Origin of the sequence: Kolteria novifilia, from assembly GCA_007748055.1 — a bacterium.
Taxonomy (GTDB): Bacteria; Planctomycetota; Planctomycetia; order Kolteriales; family Kolteriaceae; genus Kolteria; species Kolteria novifilia.
The window spans coordinates 4368246-4387619 of the sequence record CP036279.1; the positions used below are offsets into that span (position 1 = coordinate 4368246).

11 protein-coding genes are annotated in these 19374 nt (G+C 62.0%); 4 read left to right on the top strand and 7 right to left on the bottom strand.

Annotated features, from left to right (window positions below):
* Positions 1 to 62 precede the first annotated feature (62 nt).
* Both Pan216_RS15965 and Pan216_RS15970 read left to right on the top strand, forming a co-directional pair.
* Complete coding sequence (locus tag Pan216_RS15965) at positions 63 to 1643, top strand: hypothetical protein (protein WP_145259275.1); 1581 nt, start codon at positions 63 to 65, stop codon at positions 1641 to 1643.
* Positions 1640 to 3031, top strand: coding sequence for a proton-conducting transporter transmembrane domain-containing protein (locus Pan216_RS15970; RefSeq protein ID WP_145259277.1), 1392 nt, complete (start codon positions 1640 to 1642; stop codon positions 3029 to 3031). The genes Pan216_RS15965 and Pan216_RS15970 overlap by 4 nt, the downstream gene beginning before the upstream one ends.
* A 186-nt stretch (positions 3032 to 3217) precedes the next feature.
* On the opposite strand, the gene Pan216_RS15975 is transcribed toward Pan216_RS15970, so the two are convergent.
* The 7 genes from Pan216_RS15975 to Pan216_RS16005 form a co-directional block, all read right to left on the bottom strand.
* On the bottom strand, positions 3218 to 4423 hold the full coding sequence (locus tag Pan216_RS15975; RefSeq protein WP_145259279.1) for a DUF6268 family outer membrane beta-barrel protein: 1206 nt from the start codon (positions 4421 to 4423) through the stop codon (positions 3218 to 3220).
* A gap of 557 nt (positions 4424 to 4980) precedes the next feature.
* A complete protein-coding gene (locus Pan216_RS15980) occupies positions 4981 to 6297 on the bottom strand; it encodes a DUF1552 domain-containing protein (protein WP_145259281.1) in 1317 nt (438 codons plus the stop codon).
* 90 nt (positions 6298 to 6387) lie between these two features.
* The gene (locus Pan216_RS15985) at positions 6388 to 8748 is read right to left on the bottom strand and encodes a DUF1592 domain-containing protein (protein WP_145259283.1); all 2361 of its coding nucleotides are present in this window, start codon (positions 8746 to 8748) and stop codon (positions 6388 to 6390) included.
* Between the two features lie 124 nt (positions 8749 to 8872).
* Positions 8873 to 9961 carry a DUF6268 family outer membrane beta-barrel protein gene (locus Pan216_RS15990; protein ID WP_145259285.1) on the bottom strand — a complete coding sequence of 363 codons (1089 nt, stop codon included), beginning with the start codon at positions 9959 to 9961 and terminating at the stop codon, positions 8873 to 8875.
* A 455-nt stretch (positions 9962 to 10416) separates the two neighbouring features.
* Entirely contained in the window at positions 10417 to 10992 is a 576-nt protein-coding gene (locus tag Pan216_RS15995; RefSeq protein ID WP_145259287.1) for a cyclic nucleotide-binding domain-containing protein, read from the bottom strand.
* A gap of 105 nt (positions 10993 to 11097) precedes the next feature.
* A complete protein-coding gene (locus Pan216_RS16000; protein WP_419192598.1) occupies positions 11098 to 13026 on the bottom strand; it encodes an AI-2E family transporter in 1929 nt (642 codons plus the stop codon).
* A 174-nt stretch (positions 13027 to 13200) separates the two neighbouring features.
* Positions 13201 to 13779 carry a hypothetical protein gene (locus tag Pan216_RS16005; RefSeq protein WP_145259291.1) on the bottom strand — a complete coding sequence of 193 codons (579 nt, stop codon included), beginning with the start codon at positions 13777 to 13779 and terminating at the stop codon, positions 13201 to 13203.
* Positions 13780 to 14491: 712 nt separating this feature from the next.
* On the opposite strand from Pan216_RS16005, the gene Pan216_RS16010 reads away from it, so the two are divergent.
* Both Pan216_RS16010 and Pan216_RS16015 read left to right on the top strand, forming a co-directional pair.
* Positions 14492 to 15343: a ParA family protein gene (locus tag Pan216_RS16010; protein WP_145259293.1), complete on the top strand. Its 852-nt coding sequence runs from the start codon at positions 14492 to 14494 to the stop codon at positions 15341 to 15343.
* 617 nt (positions 15344 to 15960) lie between these two features.
* Positions 15961 to 19368, top strand: a complete 3408-nt coding sequence (locus Pan216_RS16015; protein WP_419192599.1) for a tubulin-like doman-containing protein — start codon at positions 15961 to 15963, stop codon at positions 19366 to 19368.
* Positions 19369 to 19374: the final 6 nt, after the last annotated feature.

Sequence of the window (19374 nt, forward strand, 5' to 3'; positions counted from 1 at the left end):
TGCTACACTAGGCACGCGTCGGCCAACAAATTATCCTCCACTTGCTTGCTCCTGAAAGTTTCATGATCAGTTGGCTTCTCCTCGTCATTCCCTCGCTGTTGCTCCTCGGGGCACTCGTCGAACGCCGTGAGGCGGGCTGGAGTTCGCTCGTCGCCTCGGGGACGGCGACGCTCTTGAGCGCCGGACTGGTCGTGTCGATCGCCGTCCGATCGGCCCCGTTGCCGCTGGAACCTCAGAGCGTCAGTTGGCTCTCCGTCGGCCCGGTCATCGTCGCGTTTCAGTTTCACGCCGACGCGATCGCGCTGCTCTTCGTGTTGAGCCTGCAGGTGACCGTTCTCGTCGCACTGCTCGTGCAACGTTCCCAATGTTCCCCCGAGGACGCGGGCCAGACCCGGCTCGTCCTCGCCGCCGCGGGCGCCGCGACGTTGGCGCTGCTCATCGATCCCGAACAGTTCTCCGTCGGGTCCTGGGTGATGATCGCCGGGTTGCTCTCGTTCGTGACCCTCGTCGAATCGCGACTCGCCGCGAAGGACCAACTCGCGGAACGATGGCTGGGCCTCGTTCACGTCGCCAACATCATGCTCGTCGCCGCCGCGATCGTGAGCGTGCTCTCCAGCCACGGCCAACTCGAACGGGCCCCGGCGTGGCTTCGGCAGTGGATCCATCCGCCGGTACCCGCGTCGGTCCTCTGGATCGGCGGCCTGCTCCTACGCACCCTGCGCGTCGTGCCGCTCGGCCAGGTACGACCCTCGGCGCGCATCTGGCTCGTCGGCTCGTGGCTGACCATCACCACCTTCCTGGGGCACACGCTGCTCGCGCATGCGTTGACGCCGCAAGGCCGTACCGCCCTGGTCGCCCTGCTGGCGTGCTTTCTCGTCATCGCCGGCGTGAGCAGCTTCCGCAGCGCCGACCGCTGGAGACGAATCGGCTACGTGGCGATCACCCAGCTCCTGCTCGTCCTGATCGCGATGGCGATCCAACGGCCCGCGGCGATCCTGTTCGGGCTCCTCTCCCCGATGATGACGGGACTGGGAATCTTTCTCTTCACTGCCGATCAGGGTCGCAATCGCACCACGTACGCTCGAATCCTCTTGGGAGGGATGGCGCTCGGCGCGTTGCCCCCGGTGGGATGCTTCTGGTCGACCGGGCCACTCCTCGCAACCCTTGACCGCTGGTCGAGCACGGTTCGTCCCGAACTCGGCTGGTCCGTCCTGGCACTCGCGGTGATTGGCACGACCTTCGTCGCCGCCGGCAGCGGCCGTCTCGTGCACGACTTCTTCGTCGAGCGCGGTCCCAACAGCGATCAGTCGCTGATTCTCGCGATCGTGAGCGGCTTGGTCATCGTCCTCGGACCGTTGCTGACCCTGACAAATCTCTTCGCGGGGTATCTCTCCTCCGCGATTCCCGCGACCCTCTACAGAGAGGCGGCCGGCGGCGACCAGCTTCTCGGAGCGACGAGTTGGTACGCCCTCTCAGGTGGGTTGTGCTGTGTCGCCTTCTTCCTCGGCTTTCGCGACTGGCTTCCCTTCGCCGTTTGGAAGGGGCCCTCTCCCTCCCCCTCCTCCCGGCTAGCTCGTCTGGGCGGCCTCCTTCGGTCGCTCGACGAACGACTGGTCGAACCCTCGTCGCCGGAGACACCATGACCGGCACGATCCTCTTTCTCGCGGTCTTTCTGCCCCTGTGCGGCGCGCTCTTGCTCAGCATTCGGTTGAGTACCGACGCGGTCGCTCTTCACCAATCGGCGTGGTTGACCGCCCTGCTCACCTTCGGGCTGGCGATCGCGGTCGTCGTGCAGTTCGATTGGGAAGCCTCCGGCATGCAGCACCGCTACACCACGAGTTTCACCCCCTGGCAGGAGTCGCGCCTGCCGGCGCTGGAAATCTCCCTCTCGGTCGATGAGCAGCGGGTTTGGTTGGTCCCCTTCATCGCCGCGATCACCCTGGTCGCGATGATCGCCGCCCGACCGATTCCCGAGCGGCCCAACCCGAAGTGGCGAGCCTCCCTCGCGCTGTCGAGCGCCGCGTTGGGGGTGGCGACCGCCGATCACGTCCTCGTTGTCTTTCTGTTTCTCACCCTCGCGCGCTGGGCCACGTCGGCGCTCCTGCGCGGGGAGAGGGACGAGTCCGATGCGCTCGGCAAGCGACTGCCCGGACTCTTCGCGGCGGCCGATGTCACCATCCTGCTGGCAATGCTGCTGCTCGCCAGTGATGTCGCGCTGGAGACGGGGACTTGGGCCTTCGTCTCGCCGGGAGGTCTGGAAAAAGCCTCGCTCGAACCGCCGACGCTCGCGTGGTCGGTCTTTGGAGCCATCGTCCTCGCGGGATTCATTCGGACTGGGCTCTTTCCCTTCCAAGCCTGGATCGTCGCCCTCGCGCGGCGGTCGGGAGCCAACCATACGCTGGCGATGGCGCTCTTGCCGCTGGTCGGGCTGACGCTGCTCGCGCGGATGGCGGCGATGGTCCCTTCCGACGCCGTCGTGGGTCAGGCCGGTCCGTGGTTGGGAACGCTACTAGCGGTGGGAGCGGTGCTGGCGGGAATCGCTTGCATCGGGGAGCACGACCGACGACGCGCCGTCGGCTACGCGGCGACGTCCGCCCTTGCGGTGGCGGCGCTTGGTATCGCGTCGCGGTTCGCGGGAGATATCGAATCGGCCGGCGATGTCGCGGGCCTCTTTCTCGCCCAGATGACCTCCTTGGCGGTCATCGGCTTGCTCGTTCATCCCCCGATCGCGCGACACAGCGCCGCGCTACTGGTGCTTTGCGCGGCGATCATCGGTCTGCCACCGACCGGCAACTTCGCCGCTCGCGTCGCGGTTCTGCCAGCGGTTTGGCAAACCAACCTCTTCTGTTTCGTGATGGTCTTGATCGCGTGGATGCTCCCCGCCCGTTCGCTCCTGCACGCGGGCTACAGCGAGGACGCGACGACAACCGAAGTGGAGGGATCGTTCCTAGCGGCCCGAATCGCCGCGGTCCTATGCGTGCTCACCTCCCTCGCTCCCCAAGCGCTCATCGGCTGGTACCGCGGGCTCTGACTCGCCCCCGCGAACACTCCTCTGGGTGCCATGCTCACGCTCGTGTGGGCATGCTTGGATGACGCTCGTTCCGCAATGCGAAGGCGAGTGTCCGGTTCCAACGCGACGTTTGCGTAGGGGTGAGCCTAACCTTAGCACTGGCCTACAAGAACTCGGTGGCATCCGACGTTCAGACGGACCAGTGGACTAAAACCGGCTACCGACCTGGAAGATGAAGGCGGGTTTGATGTCGGTCTGCGGCTGGTTGTCGAAACGGAAGAGCCGAGAGAACGTCACCCCCGCCTCACCGAAGAACCGAAACTTCGAGATCGAGAACTCCGAGCCCAACAACCACCGCAAGTCACGATACTCGAAGTCCTCATTCACGCCGAACGAGCGGATATTCCACGTATCGCCACCGCGCTCGATGTAGGTGTAGAAGTCGATCGCCTCGGTGTAGTGGTAGAGAACACGGCCGCGGGGATAGATCGCTTCGACCTGCCACTTGTCGTTCGGCGTCCAAATGAACCCGAAGCCCGGCAACAGGTTGTTGCGAAAGTTGTCGGTGTAGATGAGCCCGGCCGAGATCATGAGCCGCTCGCTGAAACGGTGCGTGATCAGCGCCCGCGCCGGGATGCGAAAATCCGCTCCGGAGATGCTGTAGAAGTCGGTCCACAGGCCGGGCGTGATGCCCAGCGTGAGCCCCCACTTCTCGTTAATGTTGTAATCGAGCTGCATGTCGGTCGCGACGGTGTAGAGCTGCGGCGGCAGTTCGATCACCGGCCCACCCGGTCCCGAGAGGAACCAGACGTCGAAGAACGGCGTCAGCGTCAGCCGCATCTTCTCCCCGAAGTGGAGCGGCAAGATGTACGCGAGTTCCAGCTCGCTCATCTTCACGTTCGTCGAGGGATCATCGACGCCGGCCCGCCCCATGAAGGTGTAGTTGACCACGAAGGGGAGATGACATCCGTCAGGCAACTCGTCGTAGGCGATGAACGGCAAGTAGTCGTTCGGCGCGGGAAGTTGTTGCAGAGGCTTGGGGCTGTCAAATGCCGGGGGCGGTTGCATTGCGTAGTGCTGCGTCGGCGTGCGGACGCCGAGGGACTCGAAGTAGCCAACGGGGCGGGCGCCGCCAAGCGTCGGACGATCGCCGAGCAAGGTCGCTTGATTTCCAGTTCCCGAGTCGATGCCGAGAGCGGGGACGACCGAGTTGTCGATCAGTCCTTGCTGTTTGTAAGCGGTCGAGTTGGTGACTTGATGCAAGTGTGGCGGCGTGTCGACGGAAACTGATCCAAGGGCGGGACGTCCCAAGGTCACCCCTTGAGCCAGCGCGCGAGGTTGGGCGCTTCCCCAAAGGGCACCGAGGACCAACAGCCCAAATGCGTAGATCGCTTTCCGCGGCGACAGTCGCATACCGAAACTCCCCAACCTGATGGAACGCACGCTCCCACGCGACGAAGGCGCCGCCGAGGCGAAAGGAGCGCAAGAATAACACGGTGCATCTCAGGATTGGGCGTCTCATGCCGCCAGGTGGCATCCGCGTCAAGATGAATCGACCGGGAGTGGGCGGCGGAAGAATTGCCCAGATGGGGCATGTTGCCAAGTTCGCCGGTAATCGCGGCCGGGAGAGACCTTTCGAGCGCAACGTTCTGGGGTAGGCCCGCTTGGCTACCGGGGCGGCTATCGCGTCGACCGCCTGCCCCGAGCCCGCGATGGAGGTCATGAGCCGACGTTGTGCACGAGGAAGGACACTACGCTTTGCAATGGAGGTCGTCTCGAGACCTCTTGCCGACTGCGTCGGCCCCGGTAGCGAAGCAACTGGGGCTACCCATACCGAGTCGGGCCAGGTAGCGAAGCAACCGGGGCTACCTAAACAAAGGTGACCTCGTGCTATCCAAAGGAGTGGACAAAAGAAAAAGGTGGGCCAAGGCCCACCCTACCATCTGTCCGGTGTCGCCAACTCTTGCGAACTAGGCCAAGCCGGTTAGCGGGCCGTCGCCGCAATGGTCGGGGTTGCCGAATCGCTCGATGTGGTGCCCCATGCCGTGGGCGAGCGAGATCAACAGGCGGTTGTGAGCGACATTCTTGAAGTCGACCGCGCGGCCCATCTTGAAGTCCATCCCGCCGCCGACAAGGACAAAGGGGATGTTGTGAAGCGTGTGCGAGTTCCCCTTGCCCAACTCGTTCGTCCAGACCACGAGGGTATTGTCGAGGAGGCTTCCCTCACCGCCGGGCTCGGGCGTCTTCGCCAAGCGGTCGACGAGATACGCGACTTGCTCGCAGTACCAGCGGTTGATCTTGCGAAGCTTCTCCTGCGACGCTTCGTCCTTGTCGGGCTTGTGAGAGAGCGAGTGGTGCCCCTCGTCGATCCCGATCCACTTCATGCGGGCTTGGCCGACGGAGTTGGTGATCTGATACGTGGCAATGCGGGAGAAGTCGGCAGTGAAGGAGTTGACCATCAGGTCGATCTGCATCTTGCTGATCTTCGGCATGTTGTCGTTCTTGAGCTCGACGTTCGGATCGAGCTTGGGAATCGAATGGCCGTTGTCCTCGCTCGCGGCGGCGGCCTTGAGTTCGCGTTCCATCTCGCGAACGAACGACGCGTGCTGGTCGAGCAGCCGCCGATCCTCGGAGCCGACTTGCGACTCGATCTTCTTCAGATCGGCCAATACGTGATCGAGGACGCTGGAGATCGCCTTGCGATCCTTCACCTGACCGTAGAGACGCTTGAACATCTGGTACGGATCCGACACCGGCGCGATCGGCCGGTTGGGGCCGGCATAGACCATGCGCGTCCAAGTGTCGGCCCGGTCGGGAACCGACACACCGAACTCGAGCGAACCAAAACGAGTCTCGGTCTCCGCGTTGGACTGCAAGTGCCGCTTGATCTCCTGATCAATCGAGTGCCCAGTGGACCAGCCGGCGGGGGTGTCGGAACCACCCTGAATATTGCCTGGGAAGAGTTCGATGCCGGTGAGGAGACAGCCGATGCCGCGCATGTGGCTGTCGCCGTCGCCCTTGACGCGATCACTGATCCCCTTGAGGGTCAGGACTTGGTCTTTGAACGGCTCCAGCGGCTTGAGGATTTCCTTGAACCCTTCGTGAGGGCCTTCCTTGTCAGGCCAGAAATCCTTCGGAACGACGCCATTGGGACTGAAGACGACAACGAGTCGACGCTTGCGAGCGGCCGTGGCCCCAAAGCTGGTCAGGTTGGTCAGGAACGGAAGCGCCGCGGCTCCGATACCGGCCTTCGCCATGAAATCGCGTCGTGTCTGTTCGCGTGTCATCAAGTGGCTCCCGCCCCTTCTCTTGTCTCGCCCTCGGCAATGATCGGCGGACGTTGGTTACCCCAGGTCTCTCAGTATTCTATCGGCAATTTATCGGGAATCGGCCAAGGATCGTTCACTCTGTTCAAACGCTCGGAACGTCCCCTCCGTGACAAGATAGACCGCCAAATCACGAATATTGAACTTTCGCTCGGCGAAGCTCTTGGTCGCTTGAGCGTGGAAATCGTCGTCAATGGCCCGAATCGGTTGCTTGGTCATGTACTGGAAGAGCCGCTGCACGAAGTTCGCGTGCACTTCGGGGCTCTTCGCGAGGTAACGCGCCAGTTCCTCCGCGCCGTTGAACGACACCCGTTGATCGTCTTGCGTCAGGTAAGTTCCGCTGGCATCGACGCTCTTGCCCGACTCCTTGGTGCGATGAACGCCGACACCATCAAATTGCTCGAGTGCGAAGCCCAACTGGTTAATGGTGCGGTGGCACCGCATGCACTCGGCGGAGTTGGTCTGTAGCGCCACCCGCTCGCGAGTCGTCATACTCGGATGGAGGTCGACCGGCGTCGGCGCGATCGCGACTGGCGGCGGCTTGAGCACCCGGCCAAGCATGAACCGCGTCAGGAAGACACCGCGATGAATGGGCGAGGTTCCGTTGCGGTAAGCCAACCCCGCGAGCATGTAGGGGTGCGTCAGCACACCGGATCGATTCTCCGGTTCCCACTTTTGAACTTTGCTGAAGTCGGCTTCCTCGCGCATCTTCACACCGTAATACTTGGCGAGCCGACCGTTGAGAAAGACCGAATCGGACAGCAACAACTCGCGGAAGTCCGCGTTGTCGCTGGCGACCACGTCGCCGATGAAGAGATCCAGGGAGGTACGCAAGTCGGCCGCCACCTGCTCATCGAAGCCGGGGAAAGCTTGGGGATCCTTGGCCAACCCATGCATCTGATTGAGCGCCAACCACTCGTGGAGAAACTCGCAAACCTTGGTCTGAGCGCGGGAATCCTTGACCATCCGCTTGGCTTGCTGCTCGATCTGCTGCCGCGTCTTTAGGTTGCCCTCCGCCGCCGCCTTGCGAAGCGGTTCGTCGGGCAGCGAATCCCAGAGCCCAAGGGAGAGCGACGTGGCGACCCCGTATTGATCCAGGGGGCCACGACCGGTCTCGACGTAGAGGAAACGGGGCGACTTGAGGGTCAGCAGCACGATGCGTTTGACCGCCTCTTGCATGCTGGGAGCCTTGTCGACCGTCATCGCGAAGAGGTCGCGATACTCCTTGGGCAACGGTCGGCGGAAAGCCCGCTCGGCGAACTGCTCGCTGAATGCCTTCACCTTCTTCTTGTCGGTGCCCTTGGCATACTTCTTCAGGTTCGACGCAACGTGGTCCGCCACTTCGAGGGCCGCGGCGGTGGTCGCGCGATCCCACTCGGGAGAAACCGCGTTGCCACGCTCGTATCCCATGCTCCGATCGTCGGGAGGAAACGGGGTTTCGAGAACAAACGTCTCGGAAACGGTCGTCGGCATCAAGCAATGTTTCGGGATGACCGTCTTCACCCCATGGGGCGGCACCCAGGAGAGCTTGACCGAGTAGTCCCACTCGCGGTGGGCGCTCATGTCGAGCCGCAGCGGGTAGGCTCGCCCGCCGATCAGGTCGATGGTCTTCTCATAGACGTTGTCGCCGGTCTTGTGGACTTGACCGTCGATGAACTTCGCTTTGCGGTCGTTGATCCACAAGACGACGGAATTCTTGGACTCGAGCACAATGCGGTAGGTGCCGCTCTCGGGGGCGATAAGCGAGCCTTCCCAGCGAATGGCGAATCCTTGAACTTCCTTGTCCTTCGGCTTCTTTTTCTTCTCCGCGTCGGCGGGCTGGACGACGAGCGGCAAGGTCGGGTTGAATTCGCCGAAGTCGAAGTCGATCGCCGCGTCGCGACGTTCGAAAGCCTTCTTCTTGTGGTTGTGACGGTGGTCGCCGTAGTAGTGAGCCTTCAAGCCACGATCGTCGCTGACGACGGGAATGCCGCTAAAGCTTCCCAACAGATCGGCAACGATCTGGCGATGTTGTCGCACCGTCAACCGCGAAAGCGAGAGCCTAGCCAGCTTGCTGCGTTCGCGGGCGACCGGCGAATAGAAGGTCTTGTGGATGTACTCGGCGACGGCGCGAGCGTTCTCCCCGACGCACTGGTCGGGATCCTCTTCCGGCATCGTCTCGGTGATGATCTTCGCTAGTTCCGAGATTGCCAGATCGCCCGTCAGGGGCGAATCGTAGTCGGAAGACCCCTCCCCGTTGCCGCCGTGACAGGACGCGCAGTGCTGCTTGTAGATTTTCGCTCCGTCGGCGGCATCGACCGTCGTGCGAGTGCTGAGCGTCAGTGTCGAGAGGGCGAGCACCGCGAACACGAAGCGAGAAAGATCCTTCGACGTAAGCACGGGGCTCCATTGATGTTGGGCGTCGTCAACCATGTCGGCATTCCAAGGCGGGAATATCCAGAGGCCTAGGGAGGTAGGTTAGGCTGACTAAAGTATATCCTCTTTTTCCGCAATTGGAAAGGTCCACTCCCCCGACGGTCCAATCGATGGCAACTCGTCAGAACCGCAGCCCCGCCGAGAGTACGGCGCCGCCATCGGCGTTGAAATCGGGAAGCGTGTGATCGTACTCGATGCGGCGATCGAAGACGTAGCCGGCCTCAAAGAAGTAGCGGAGTCCACCGCTCGCGAAGGGGGACGGATTCTGCCCTCCGGGAGCCGATTCCCACCCGGCGGTGAAGCGAAGCTCGCGGTAGGAAAAGACGTTGTTATCCCCATCGGACTCGCGAAACGCCCAAGTCCCGCCGCCGAGGCCTCCCGACAGAAAGAGCCACTGGGCGCGCTCGCCATTCTCGAGGATGCGGTAGGAGAGACGGGGCCTGGGAAAGATCAGATCGGCACGAAAACGGGGACTGGGCGTCCAGATCGCTCCCACGGCGGGCAACGCCGGGATGTCCTCGCGACCGGTGATGATCGCCCCGACGGAGAACTTCCACTGCTCGCTATGGTTGAGCGTTCCGATCGCCATCCCGCCCACGCGCCAAGCGTCCCCGCTGGTGTTGTGGAAGTCGGTCACCAGGTTGGGCTGCACCGCGAGCATCAGCATCCAACGCTGACCAATCGGCCTCATTAGCGAGATGCCAAGCGAGATGTCGTAGACGTCCGAAGGCAAATCGACCCCGGTCGGAGCATCGAATGTCGCGACGGAGAACTTCGGGCTCAGCATGATGGGCGGGCCCTTCCCCGGAACCTTGATCGGCAGCGGTAACCGGGTGGAGGTCCTCATCGTGCCGTAGGAGAAGCCGTTGACCGTGGGCTCGCCCTCGACATCGAAGGTGGCTGAGGGTCTGAACTTACGTCGTCCCCCTGGAGCGACGGTCATCGGTGGAGTCTCGTCGAGCGGACCGAACTCCTCCGGGTTCTGAAGGGTGGCGTTTCGAAGCCCATCGCCCGCACCGTCCATGACCGGGGCGGCGCGGTCGGCGGTCTTGTAGGCCGACACCGCATCGGGATTTCCCATCGCTCGATCGGAAGAGTCCTTGTCGACCCCCTCGGCAATCGCGGAACGAACTCCAATAGCAACAAGGAGTAACGCCACAAACCCCGCGACACGGGATCGGCGGGGAGGTGGTAGGAGTAGGCTTCTCATCGAGACAATGTCTCCCCTGGACCGCGCAGTGGGTGAGCGTCACCCGACGAGGGTGAAAGCTCGCGGGTTCGCACAGCCCGCGCGTGGCGGCTCTGTTGACGAGCGAGGCCGGGGAGGAATGCCCGTCGACTCGTTTCACGACACCGATGCTCAAGGAAGCGGATTCAAGAGGAGTCTTTGGGTGACGCGGATAGCGGACAAGACGCATTCCTTCAACCCCGATCGTGGAGTTGCGGCCCGGTCGAGGGAACATTGCCACGACTGCCACCAGAGGGGACAAGGAAGAAGAAAAGGTATCGAGGGCAAAATCCTCGGTCGTGCGCTGGTCGGCAAGTTCGTTCCGTCTCGTTCCCTGACCGTGAGAAGGTTTGCCGAGTCATCAACTCTCTTCGCATGCCCACGCGAGCGTGGACACGGCACCCAAGAGTTGCTGGGCGAAGAACTAACCAGGGACACTAGAACAGATGCTCACCGAGGCTTCGGAAGAACTGGCGGACACGGTTGACCCGCTGCTCTTGCCCGGCGATGTCGTGCAGTTCCTTGATCTCGTCCTGGGTCTCGAGCAACCGCTGCTGCACCCACGCGAGACGCTGCGAGACGATGCGTCCCAGATTGACGCCGATGCGAAGCGCGGTCAGGTTGTTCTCGCTCTGCTTGCGTTCGAAGATGTCGAGCGGAAGATGAGCCGCGGTGATGTCGGTCAGCGAGCGGACCGTGGCGCTTCGCACCCCGGCGGTCAGTAGACCCATCTCGCCGATTACCGACGGGGCCTCCAAGCCGCGAACCTCATGCTCCCCCGCCCCGGTCTTGACGATGATCTCGACGGCACCGTCGATCAGGACGAAACAGCCGCACGCTTGAGACCCCTGGACCAAGAGATCGCGTTCGGGGGGCAACTCGACGAACTGGAACCAGTCGGCCGCTTCGACGACTTGCTCCTCGGTGAGCCCTTCGAATGCGGGCGTTCCCGGGAGGAACCTCATCAGAGCCGCACCGCGTTCTTCGTTCTCGATCTTTTCTGGCTCACTCATCCGTCACACTCCAACGCGATGCTCAAAGCTGTGCCATGACGTCGGCGCCTCGCCCGACGGGTCGTCGGGGCGATGCTCGCCGGGCGTGGAATCGACCGCTCTTCGCTACGCCGGTTCAAGCTGGGAGGATTCCGCCTCGGTTTCCGGCGCGTGCGCACCGCGGGCTGGTTCCCAGATTCCCGGTATCGGCTCGTCGAGGATGACGATCCGCAAGATGTAGACCGCCACGGGGACGCCGAGCAGCAGTCCCCAAATTCCGAAGAAGCGTTCGCCTATTGCCAGGATCGCAATCACGAATACCGGATGCAAGTGCAGCATGTTCCCAACGATCTTCGGATTGAGCATGCTCGTTTCGATGAAATGGATCACGCAGATCCAAACGATTGCGGCGAGGGCCAACCAGATCGATCCGTCCGGTTGCGCCACCGCCATCAACGCGATCGGGACGCTCGAGAGAATGATCCCAATCACCGGAACGAAGCTGAAGAGAAAAACGATCGTCGAGAGAAAGAACGCGTTGTCGATCCCCAGAATCCACAGCCCGATGAACGTCAACACCGCGTTGCACGAGGAGATCATCCCCTGCGCCTGGAAGGAACGACCGATCAGCCGCGCGAACGCGACCAATCCGGGCGTGATTTCCGCGTAGATATGCCGAATTCGCGAAGATCGCAGCCGATGGGCACCCTTGCGGAGGTTCGGCATGTCGAAGGTGATGAAAAAGCTCAGCAGTAGCGCCATGCCCAGTTCGATCGGGACGGTGATGATGTAGCGGGCGGCCTGTCGAACCCATTCGAGCATCCACTCGAAGACATAGTTGACGTCGGTCCGCAAGTGCTGTTGCAGCGAAAGGGCTGTCGGATCGCTCGTCCACCAGTCGTTGGCGAGCTCCGCTTGCGCGGTGCGTTCGAAGTCCTGCTGGATCGCTTCGGCGCTCTCCTTGGAGTCGAGATCCTTCTGTGCTTGAAGCACCTTGCGGAACTCGGCTTGGCCCTTCGGATAGGCCTCCTTGAGCGATTCGAACGTGTCGAAGGTGTACGAGTAGACGTTCGGCTGCTGCTCGCGCTGGGCCTCGTAGAAGTTTCGTAAGGCCTCTTTGTAGCCTTTGGATGCCCGCAGCGCCTTGAGCCGGCGGTGGACCGTGTCGAGTTCCCACTCCTTGACCAGCTCGTTGTACGTCACCTCGTCGCGCTTAATATCCTCGAGAATCCGGCGGCGGATCTCCTCGTCGCGACGCTGCACGAAGTCCGACTTGAGCCGCAGATTCGACAAACGCCGCGCCGCCTCGGCCCCCTCGAACTGGGCCATCCACTCATTGAGATAGACATTGCGATGCTTGCTGAAGATCTCGGGAGCCTTCTCCTCGAGAAACCACTCGTCGAACTCCCGAGCGACTTTCCCGCCCTGAGTGATCGCGACGTTGAGCCGACGCATCTCCGAGCTGTCGTATTGGGCCTCGAACTCCGACTCGAGGGTCGCTTCGAGCGAGGGAAAGTGCTGGTAGAGTCCCTTGCCGTACTTGCCCGATTCCTTGAACTCCTGGAGTCCCGCGTCGAACTCGTCACTCCCCTCGCGGCCGTACTTGCGATGGAAAAGGTAGACGCCCACGGTGCGATTGAGCATCCGCGTGAACTCGAGTTGCGGATTGACCCGGCTAATCCGCCCCATCAGGGCTTGGGTCTGGTCGACCAGCGTCGGGGCCATGAAGGCGCCGAGGATGAAGATGAGCAGGAAAAACCCGAAGAAACACGCGAGCGTCAGCCCTCGCTCGAGCCAGGGATTCTCCTCCTCCGGCGAGAGCCGCTTGATCGCGGCGTTGACCACCGACCGAATGACGTACGAGAGCATGAACGTCATGAAGATGAGGAAGAAGAAGTTTCGCAAGATGTAGACGGCCAGCAGGAAGGTGCCCCAAATGAGCACCTTTCCCCAAGGAACGCTCCGCCAAGTCGGCGAGAGGTCTTGGTACACGACCGGTTCCGGTGACGCTTGTTGATTGACCGCCGCGTCCGTCGATTGGTTTGGTTCCGCCATAACCCTCTGACCGATCTTCGAGATGGATTGTTCGCGACTCCCCATGTTGGGTCATAGGGAACGAACGGGATCGGACCAGGGACCGGTGGCGGAAGCTCCCCGAGATCGCCCGACACGCCGCGCGAGGAGTCACTTCGAGCGGGACTGAAATCGCGTCGCTGAGACCAACGAGTTCTACGCGGCCTTGCTCGGTTTCTTCGTGCGGAAGAGCTTGCGGCCCCAAATCATCACCGCTCCCAAGAGAGCGATCGCGATCAAGATCGTCCACATGTACTCCTGGATGGACGAGATCAAGATGGTCGCGATTCCAATGAAGGCCCCGACAATGATGAACATCCAGTCGAAGTGGACTCCCGCGAGGAAGGCGGCGAGCGAAATCACCGTCAGGATCGAGAAGCCGGCTTCATTCCGGTTCATGTTTCCCTGGGCTTCGAGCATGAGCATCAGGCGAACCGCGATCAGAAGGCCAAGCCAGTGGAGGGCCTGCCGAGCGATCATCGGCCAGATGTTCCGATGCGTGCCCCGAAAGCTAACGATCGCCATGACGATGCTGATCACGCCGAAGATCGGAACCATCACCATCCAGTAGGTGTCGGACTGATCGCGATCGTAGTCGGTCAGCGCGAGCCCGATGAGACACAGCACGAGCATCGTGATGCAGAGCCCGACGCGGGTGTACCACTTGCGGCGATCACTGACGTGATGAATGATCACTTCGTCGCGTGAGAGAGAGGTATCGGCGGAGGCATGCATCGCTCAAGAATCCTTGTGCTCGGTCACGTCGACGAGAAGTTCGAGTCTATTGATCGCCCCGAACGAGGCTCGGATTGATCGCCCCAAACGAGGCTCGGATTGATCGCCCCGAACGAGGCTCGGATTGATCGCCCCGAACGAGGCTCGGATTGATCGCCCCGAACGAGGCTCCGAAGTCGGCTCAGTCCCTCGTCTCTCTGTAATTTAAGGCAGACCCATCCCGATTTCCACGAGACACTTCGGGACACCTGATCGATCACCAACCCGTTCAGCGATTGATGCTTAGCGGACGCGCCGGACGATTCAACCGAGATTGAGATCGCCCGTTTCCCGCCGCGACACGACTTCGAATCGTTCCTCCTCGTATCGAACACTCACCGCGAGCCATGGAGTCGCTCGGAGTGGGCGTCAATCCGGGAAGGCGATGCATGGGAAAGGGCCCCAAAGACGATCGTCGCGAACGGAGCCAGTCCGCTCCCTCCACGCGGTCACTCGTCGCGCCGCCGCCCATCTTTCGGGGGAAGCTCCCCCAACGAGGCAGGTCCCCCGATGCTACCTCGCTTCGGCGAACCGCCCCAGTTCCTCGTCTCGCTTCCTCCGAGCCGACAAACCGACCGCCGAAGTTTCGGAATTGACCTTCTTGCGAAATCGAGAGGCCGTATAGGGGACGTCGACTCAAAGGACCAACTCCGCAGGGAGAAGGAAAGCCCGTATGCGCCGAATTGTGCTGATGAATCAAAAGGGAGGCGTCGGCAAGACCACGACGACCGTCAATCTCGCCGCCGGGCTGGCGCGGGCGGGCAAACGGGTCCGGGTGGTCGATCTCGATCCCCAAGCCCATTCCACGACCCATCTTGGGATCGAGCCCGATCCCAACATGCTGACCGTCTACGACGTCCTGACCCGCAACGAACCCCTTGCGAAGGTCCGGCATGAAGTCTCCGAGAACCTGGAGATCATGCCGAGCGACATCAACCTCGCCGCCGCCGAGGTCGAATTGGCGGGCGTCGTCGGACGCGAATTGATTCTCCGCGATCGGTTCGAGGAAGACGATCAGCACTGCGACTACATCCTGATGGACTGCCCTCCCTCGCTCGGCGTGCTCACGCTCAACGCATTGACCGCCGCCACGGAGGTCTTCGTGCCGCTCCAACCCCACTTCCTGGCGCTGCACGGCATGAGCAAGCTCTTCGAGACGGTCCAACTAGTCGCCCGACGACTCAACCCATCGCTGGTCATCTCCGGCATCGTCCTATGCTTGTACGAGTCAGGGACGCGACTTTCCGCGGAAGTCCTCAACGACTTGGAAGCCTTCCTCAGTCAAGCACGGGCCCTGGGAAGGCAGACTCCGTGGAGTGGCGCTCGCGTCTTCCCCTCCCGCGTCCGCCGCAACATCAAGCTGGCCGAGAGCGCGAGTTTCGGCCGGCCGATCTTCGACTACGACCCCTCTTCCAACGGGGCCCGCGACTACGACTCGCTGGTCCGCGACGTCCTGCAGCAAGAAGAGGAACTCGGGCTCGGTGGCGACAACGCCGGCGACCAACCGCAAGCGAAAGCCGCCTAGGTCGGATCATTCGACGTTGATGGCGTTCTCCTGCAGGCGTCCTCGCCGCATGCCCACGCACGTGTGGGGCATGGCACCTGTCATGAGACGATGTCCTGGCCGCCTATCACCCGGATGAGGACATGGTCCCTGGAGCGTGGCCCTCGACATGTAGGAGAACCGTCGTTCCCGTCGGGGCCCAGGCGCGTCCGATGACATCTTGGCCCCCCCAACGACGGGAACCCGTGACGCGTCCGACGCATGCTCGGACTCTTCACGTAGTGGCATCTTCGGACCAATTCCCCCTCTCTCTAGTGACCCATTGGGCCGCTGAACACCGGATCAAACCCGTTTTGAGAGCCTTGTCGGGTGAATTGACGGCTCGGTCCCTATCCTCCCCTTCCGATACGCCCTATACTTTGGTAGCATTCGAGATACCCTCCAGTGCTCTGATGCGACCCGTCAGCATCCTCCTTGGGAGAGATGGGGACCGTTGAGATCGGTCTCGAACGCTGATGTACGTATCGTTGACGCAAGACGGGACAGGATGTCTCATGTCTGCCTTGGATGACCGAAGCAACAGAAGAGGCGTCGAACCAAGACGCTCGTAGACGACGGGTCGCGGAATGCCACTCGAGATGGAACAGCATTCCGAGCCCATCCCCGGCTATCGATTGATTGAACGACTTGGCCGAGGTGGGTTTGGAGAGGTCTGGAAGGCGGAAGCGCCCGGCGGCCTCTACAAAGCTGTCAAATTCTGCTACGGAACCGTCGGCGGCGGGCGCGATAACCAAGCGGCCCAAGAGCTGAAGGCTCTCGCTCGCGTTCGCGAGGTGCGCCACCCCTTCATTCTTTCGATGGAACGCTTCGACGTCATCGAAAACCAACTCGTTATCGTCACCGAACTTGCCGACCGCAACCTAGAAGATCGCATGCGCGAGTGCCAACGGCAAGGACTTCAGGGAATACCGAGACGGGAATTGCTGAAATACTTGCGGGAAGCGGCCGAGGCGCTCGACCTGATGAGCGTCGAGCACGACCTGCAGCATCTCGACATCAAGCCGCAAAACCTCTTCCTCGTCGGCCAGCATGTCAAAGTCGCCGACTTCGGCCTGGTGAAAGACCTCGAAGGGTTCCAAACCAAAGTGACCGGAGGAGTGACGCCGGTCTATGCCGCTCCCGAGACCTTCGACGGATGGCTCTCGCGCACGAGCGATCAGTACAGCCTCGCGATCGTCTATCAGGAAATGCTCTGTGGCGAACGCCCCTTTGACGGGCGCTCGGTTCGCCAACTGATGATGCAGCACCTGATGAACGCGCCGAATCTGTCGACGCTGCCTCCCGCCGATCAGTCGATTGTCGGTCGCGCTCTTTCGAAGGATGCCGGCGAACGCTACCCGACTTGTTCGGAGTTCATCGAAGCTCTCATCGATAATGCCGTCGACGAGGGCACTCCGACGGTGATGCCGCGTCCTCGGCCTCCCCTAGATCTCGTCGAGCGTCCGGGCCTCGACGCGGGACTCTCGACGCAGTCGGCCCATGGACGCGATGTCGACACCGCCGGCAACATCATCGCGCCCGACATCACACTCGGCTTCGACCGGATCGCCCCGTGCGTTTCCGACCAGGGGATTCTCTACCCGACCCTCTTCGTCGGACTTGGTGGGATCGGCATCCGCTGCATGGAGAAGATTCGCACCGCCCTACAGCGACGTTTCGGCGAGCCCGAACTATGGCCCGCCATCCGACTAATCGGTATCGACAGCGACCCCTACGTCCTCCGGCAGATTCGCAAGGAGGAGCGGATCACCGCCGATACGTACGATCAGACCATGATCTGCAAGCTGAGAAAGCCGACCAAGTATCTCGAACGCTGGGAGGAGCTCAAGCACCTGCGCTCTTGGCTCAATCCCAACGCGCTGTTCCAGATCTCCTCCTCCGGGACCACCAACGCCAATCGGGGCGTGGGACGACTGGCGTTTGTCGACAATCACCGCCAAATCGCCGCCCGGTTGCAGATGGAATTGAGCGAGCTGACCTCGCCGCAAGCGATCCTCGCCGCGCAGGAAGCGACCGGACGCGGGCTCGCCAGACACCAGCCACGCGTCTTCGTCTGTGCGCCGATGGGGGGTGGCACCGGATCGGGCATGTTCATTGATCTGTGTTACCTGCTTCGAAAACTGCTCCACCGTGGCGGCAGCAGCGACCCCGATATTCAAGCCCTTCTCTTCGCCGGCGTGCAACGCAACGATCCGAAGAAGGACCTGCGCCGCGTCAACCACTACGCCCTGGCCCAGAACCTGTTGGACCTGTGCCGCCCCAATGCCGAGTTCCTCGCCCAGTACGAGGCCGACGGCGAGGAGTTCCGGTTCAAGGGCCCTCCCATCAGGACCGCGTACTTCTTCGACACCAGCGCCGAGCATCTTCCCGACTCCGCCGATCACGTGGTCCTCGACCAGATCTCGGAGCTGGTGGTCAACATGACGGCCACGCCGCTGGGCAAGTACTTCTCCGAGCAGGCGGAAAAGGACAAGTGGCCTCCGTTCCGGAGCATCGGTTGGTTCTCGCTCCGCTATCCCGAAGAGGCCTTGCTGCGGAAAACGGCAGCGCGGATCTGCTATCAGCTCGTTCGCGACTGGCAGGCGTCGATGCCCGCCAAGGATGCCCGTCAAACCGCGTTGAACGCCAAGAGAGTCATTTCGAGCCAGGACTTCGACCCCGCCTCGATCGCGTCACGGATCGAGACGATCATGAACGACAAGCTCGAGATCCCGCTCTCCGAACGAGTCGACGAGCATCTGGCCGAGCTCGTCGAGCTTTTCGACAAAGCGCCGCCGGAAGACTACCCCTCGATCGCCGCCGATACGATCCGGGAACTGAAGAAGCTGGTCGGTCTCGATCCCGAGGAAGACGAGTCCGACTTCGAGGATATTCCCCTCTTGGACGTCGCGATTCGGCCCGCGACCACTCAAGTCGTGCAAGAGCTGGTCGAGCCGATGATCACCGCGATGGCGACGGCATTCTCCGAGGCCGGGCCCAGACTCGATCGCGGACGTATCACCTGGGATGCGATGCTCGACGCGCTCTTGACGATCATCGATGCCTATCAAGATCTGGCGACGCAGAAACAAGCCGATGTCGTCGAGACCCTTCGCTCGATCTCCGGAAAGATCGAGGCGTCGCTCAAGGGCGGCATCGTCCTCTCGTCGTCGTTCGTCTCCTCGATGCGGCGCTACGTTACCGACAAGATCGCGTTTCGGCTCGCCGACCAAGTGATCCAGGCCTACCGCCTGCTCCGCAGCCGCCTCTCCGACAAAGCCCGCGATCTGGTGACGATCCGCCAGTCCTTCGAACGCCTCGGCGAGATGTGCAAAGCGGTGCTCGACTCGCCAGACGGCGTCGAGTGCGGCTTCTCCGAACAGACCCTCTTCCCCGGAGGATTGACCATGATCGCCGACGCGGTCGAGGCCAATCTCGTCCGTCTGAGTGGGGAGCGGATCGAGGAACTCGAGGCATTCCTCGACCAGAGCGTCTTCGCTCAGCGTGGAGGCTTGTGGCATTGCCTCACCGAGCGCGGCCGCTCCAAGGACCTCGCGACGTCCATGCTCGAACAGGCCGAAAAGTGGGCCGCCCTGAGCATCCCCTTGAGTGATGTGGCACACGGCTTTCTCGACCGGCATCCCAACGAAGACAAGGAAAGCCTGCTGCACGAGCTTCGCTGCTTCTACGAGTGGGCCAAGCCAACCGTCTACGGGCCGCAAGGATCGAGTATCACCGTCACCGATCCCGTGCGGGAGGACTTCGTGATCAGTTGTCCGGAAACCCTCTCCGGCCAAACGTTTCGCCAGTCGATGACGCAGTTGATGGGGGACACGTCGCTCCAGACCGGGGCTCCCCCAGACCGAATCGTGCTGATTCGGATGACCTCGCACGATAAACTCGGTAAGCTGCTACCGCTTTGGCTGCTGCGGAGCAAGGGACTCTACGAAAGCGCGTGTCAGACGCGATTTTCACCCGAAGTCTTTCCGCAATTCGCCAATACGTGATCATTT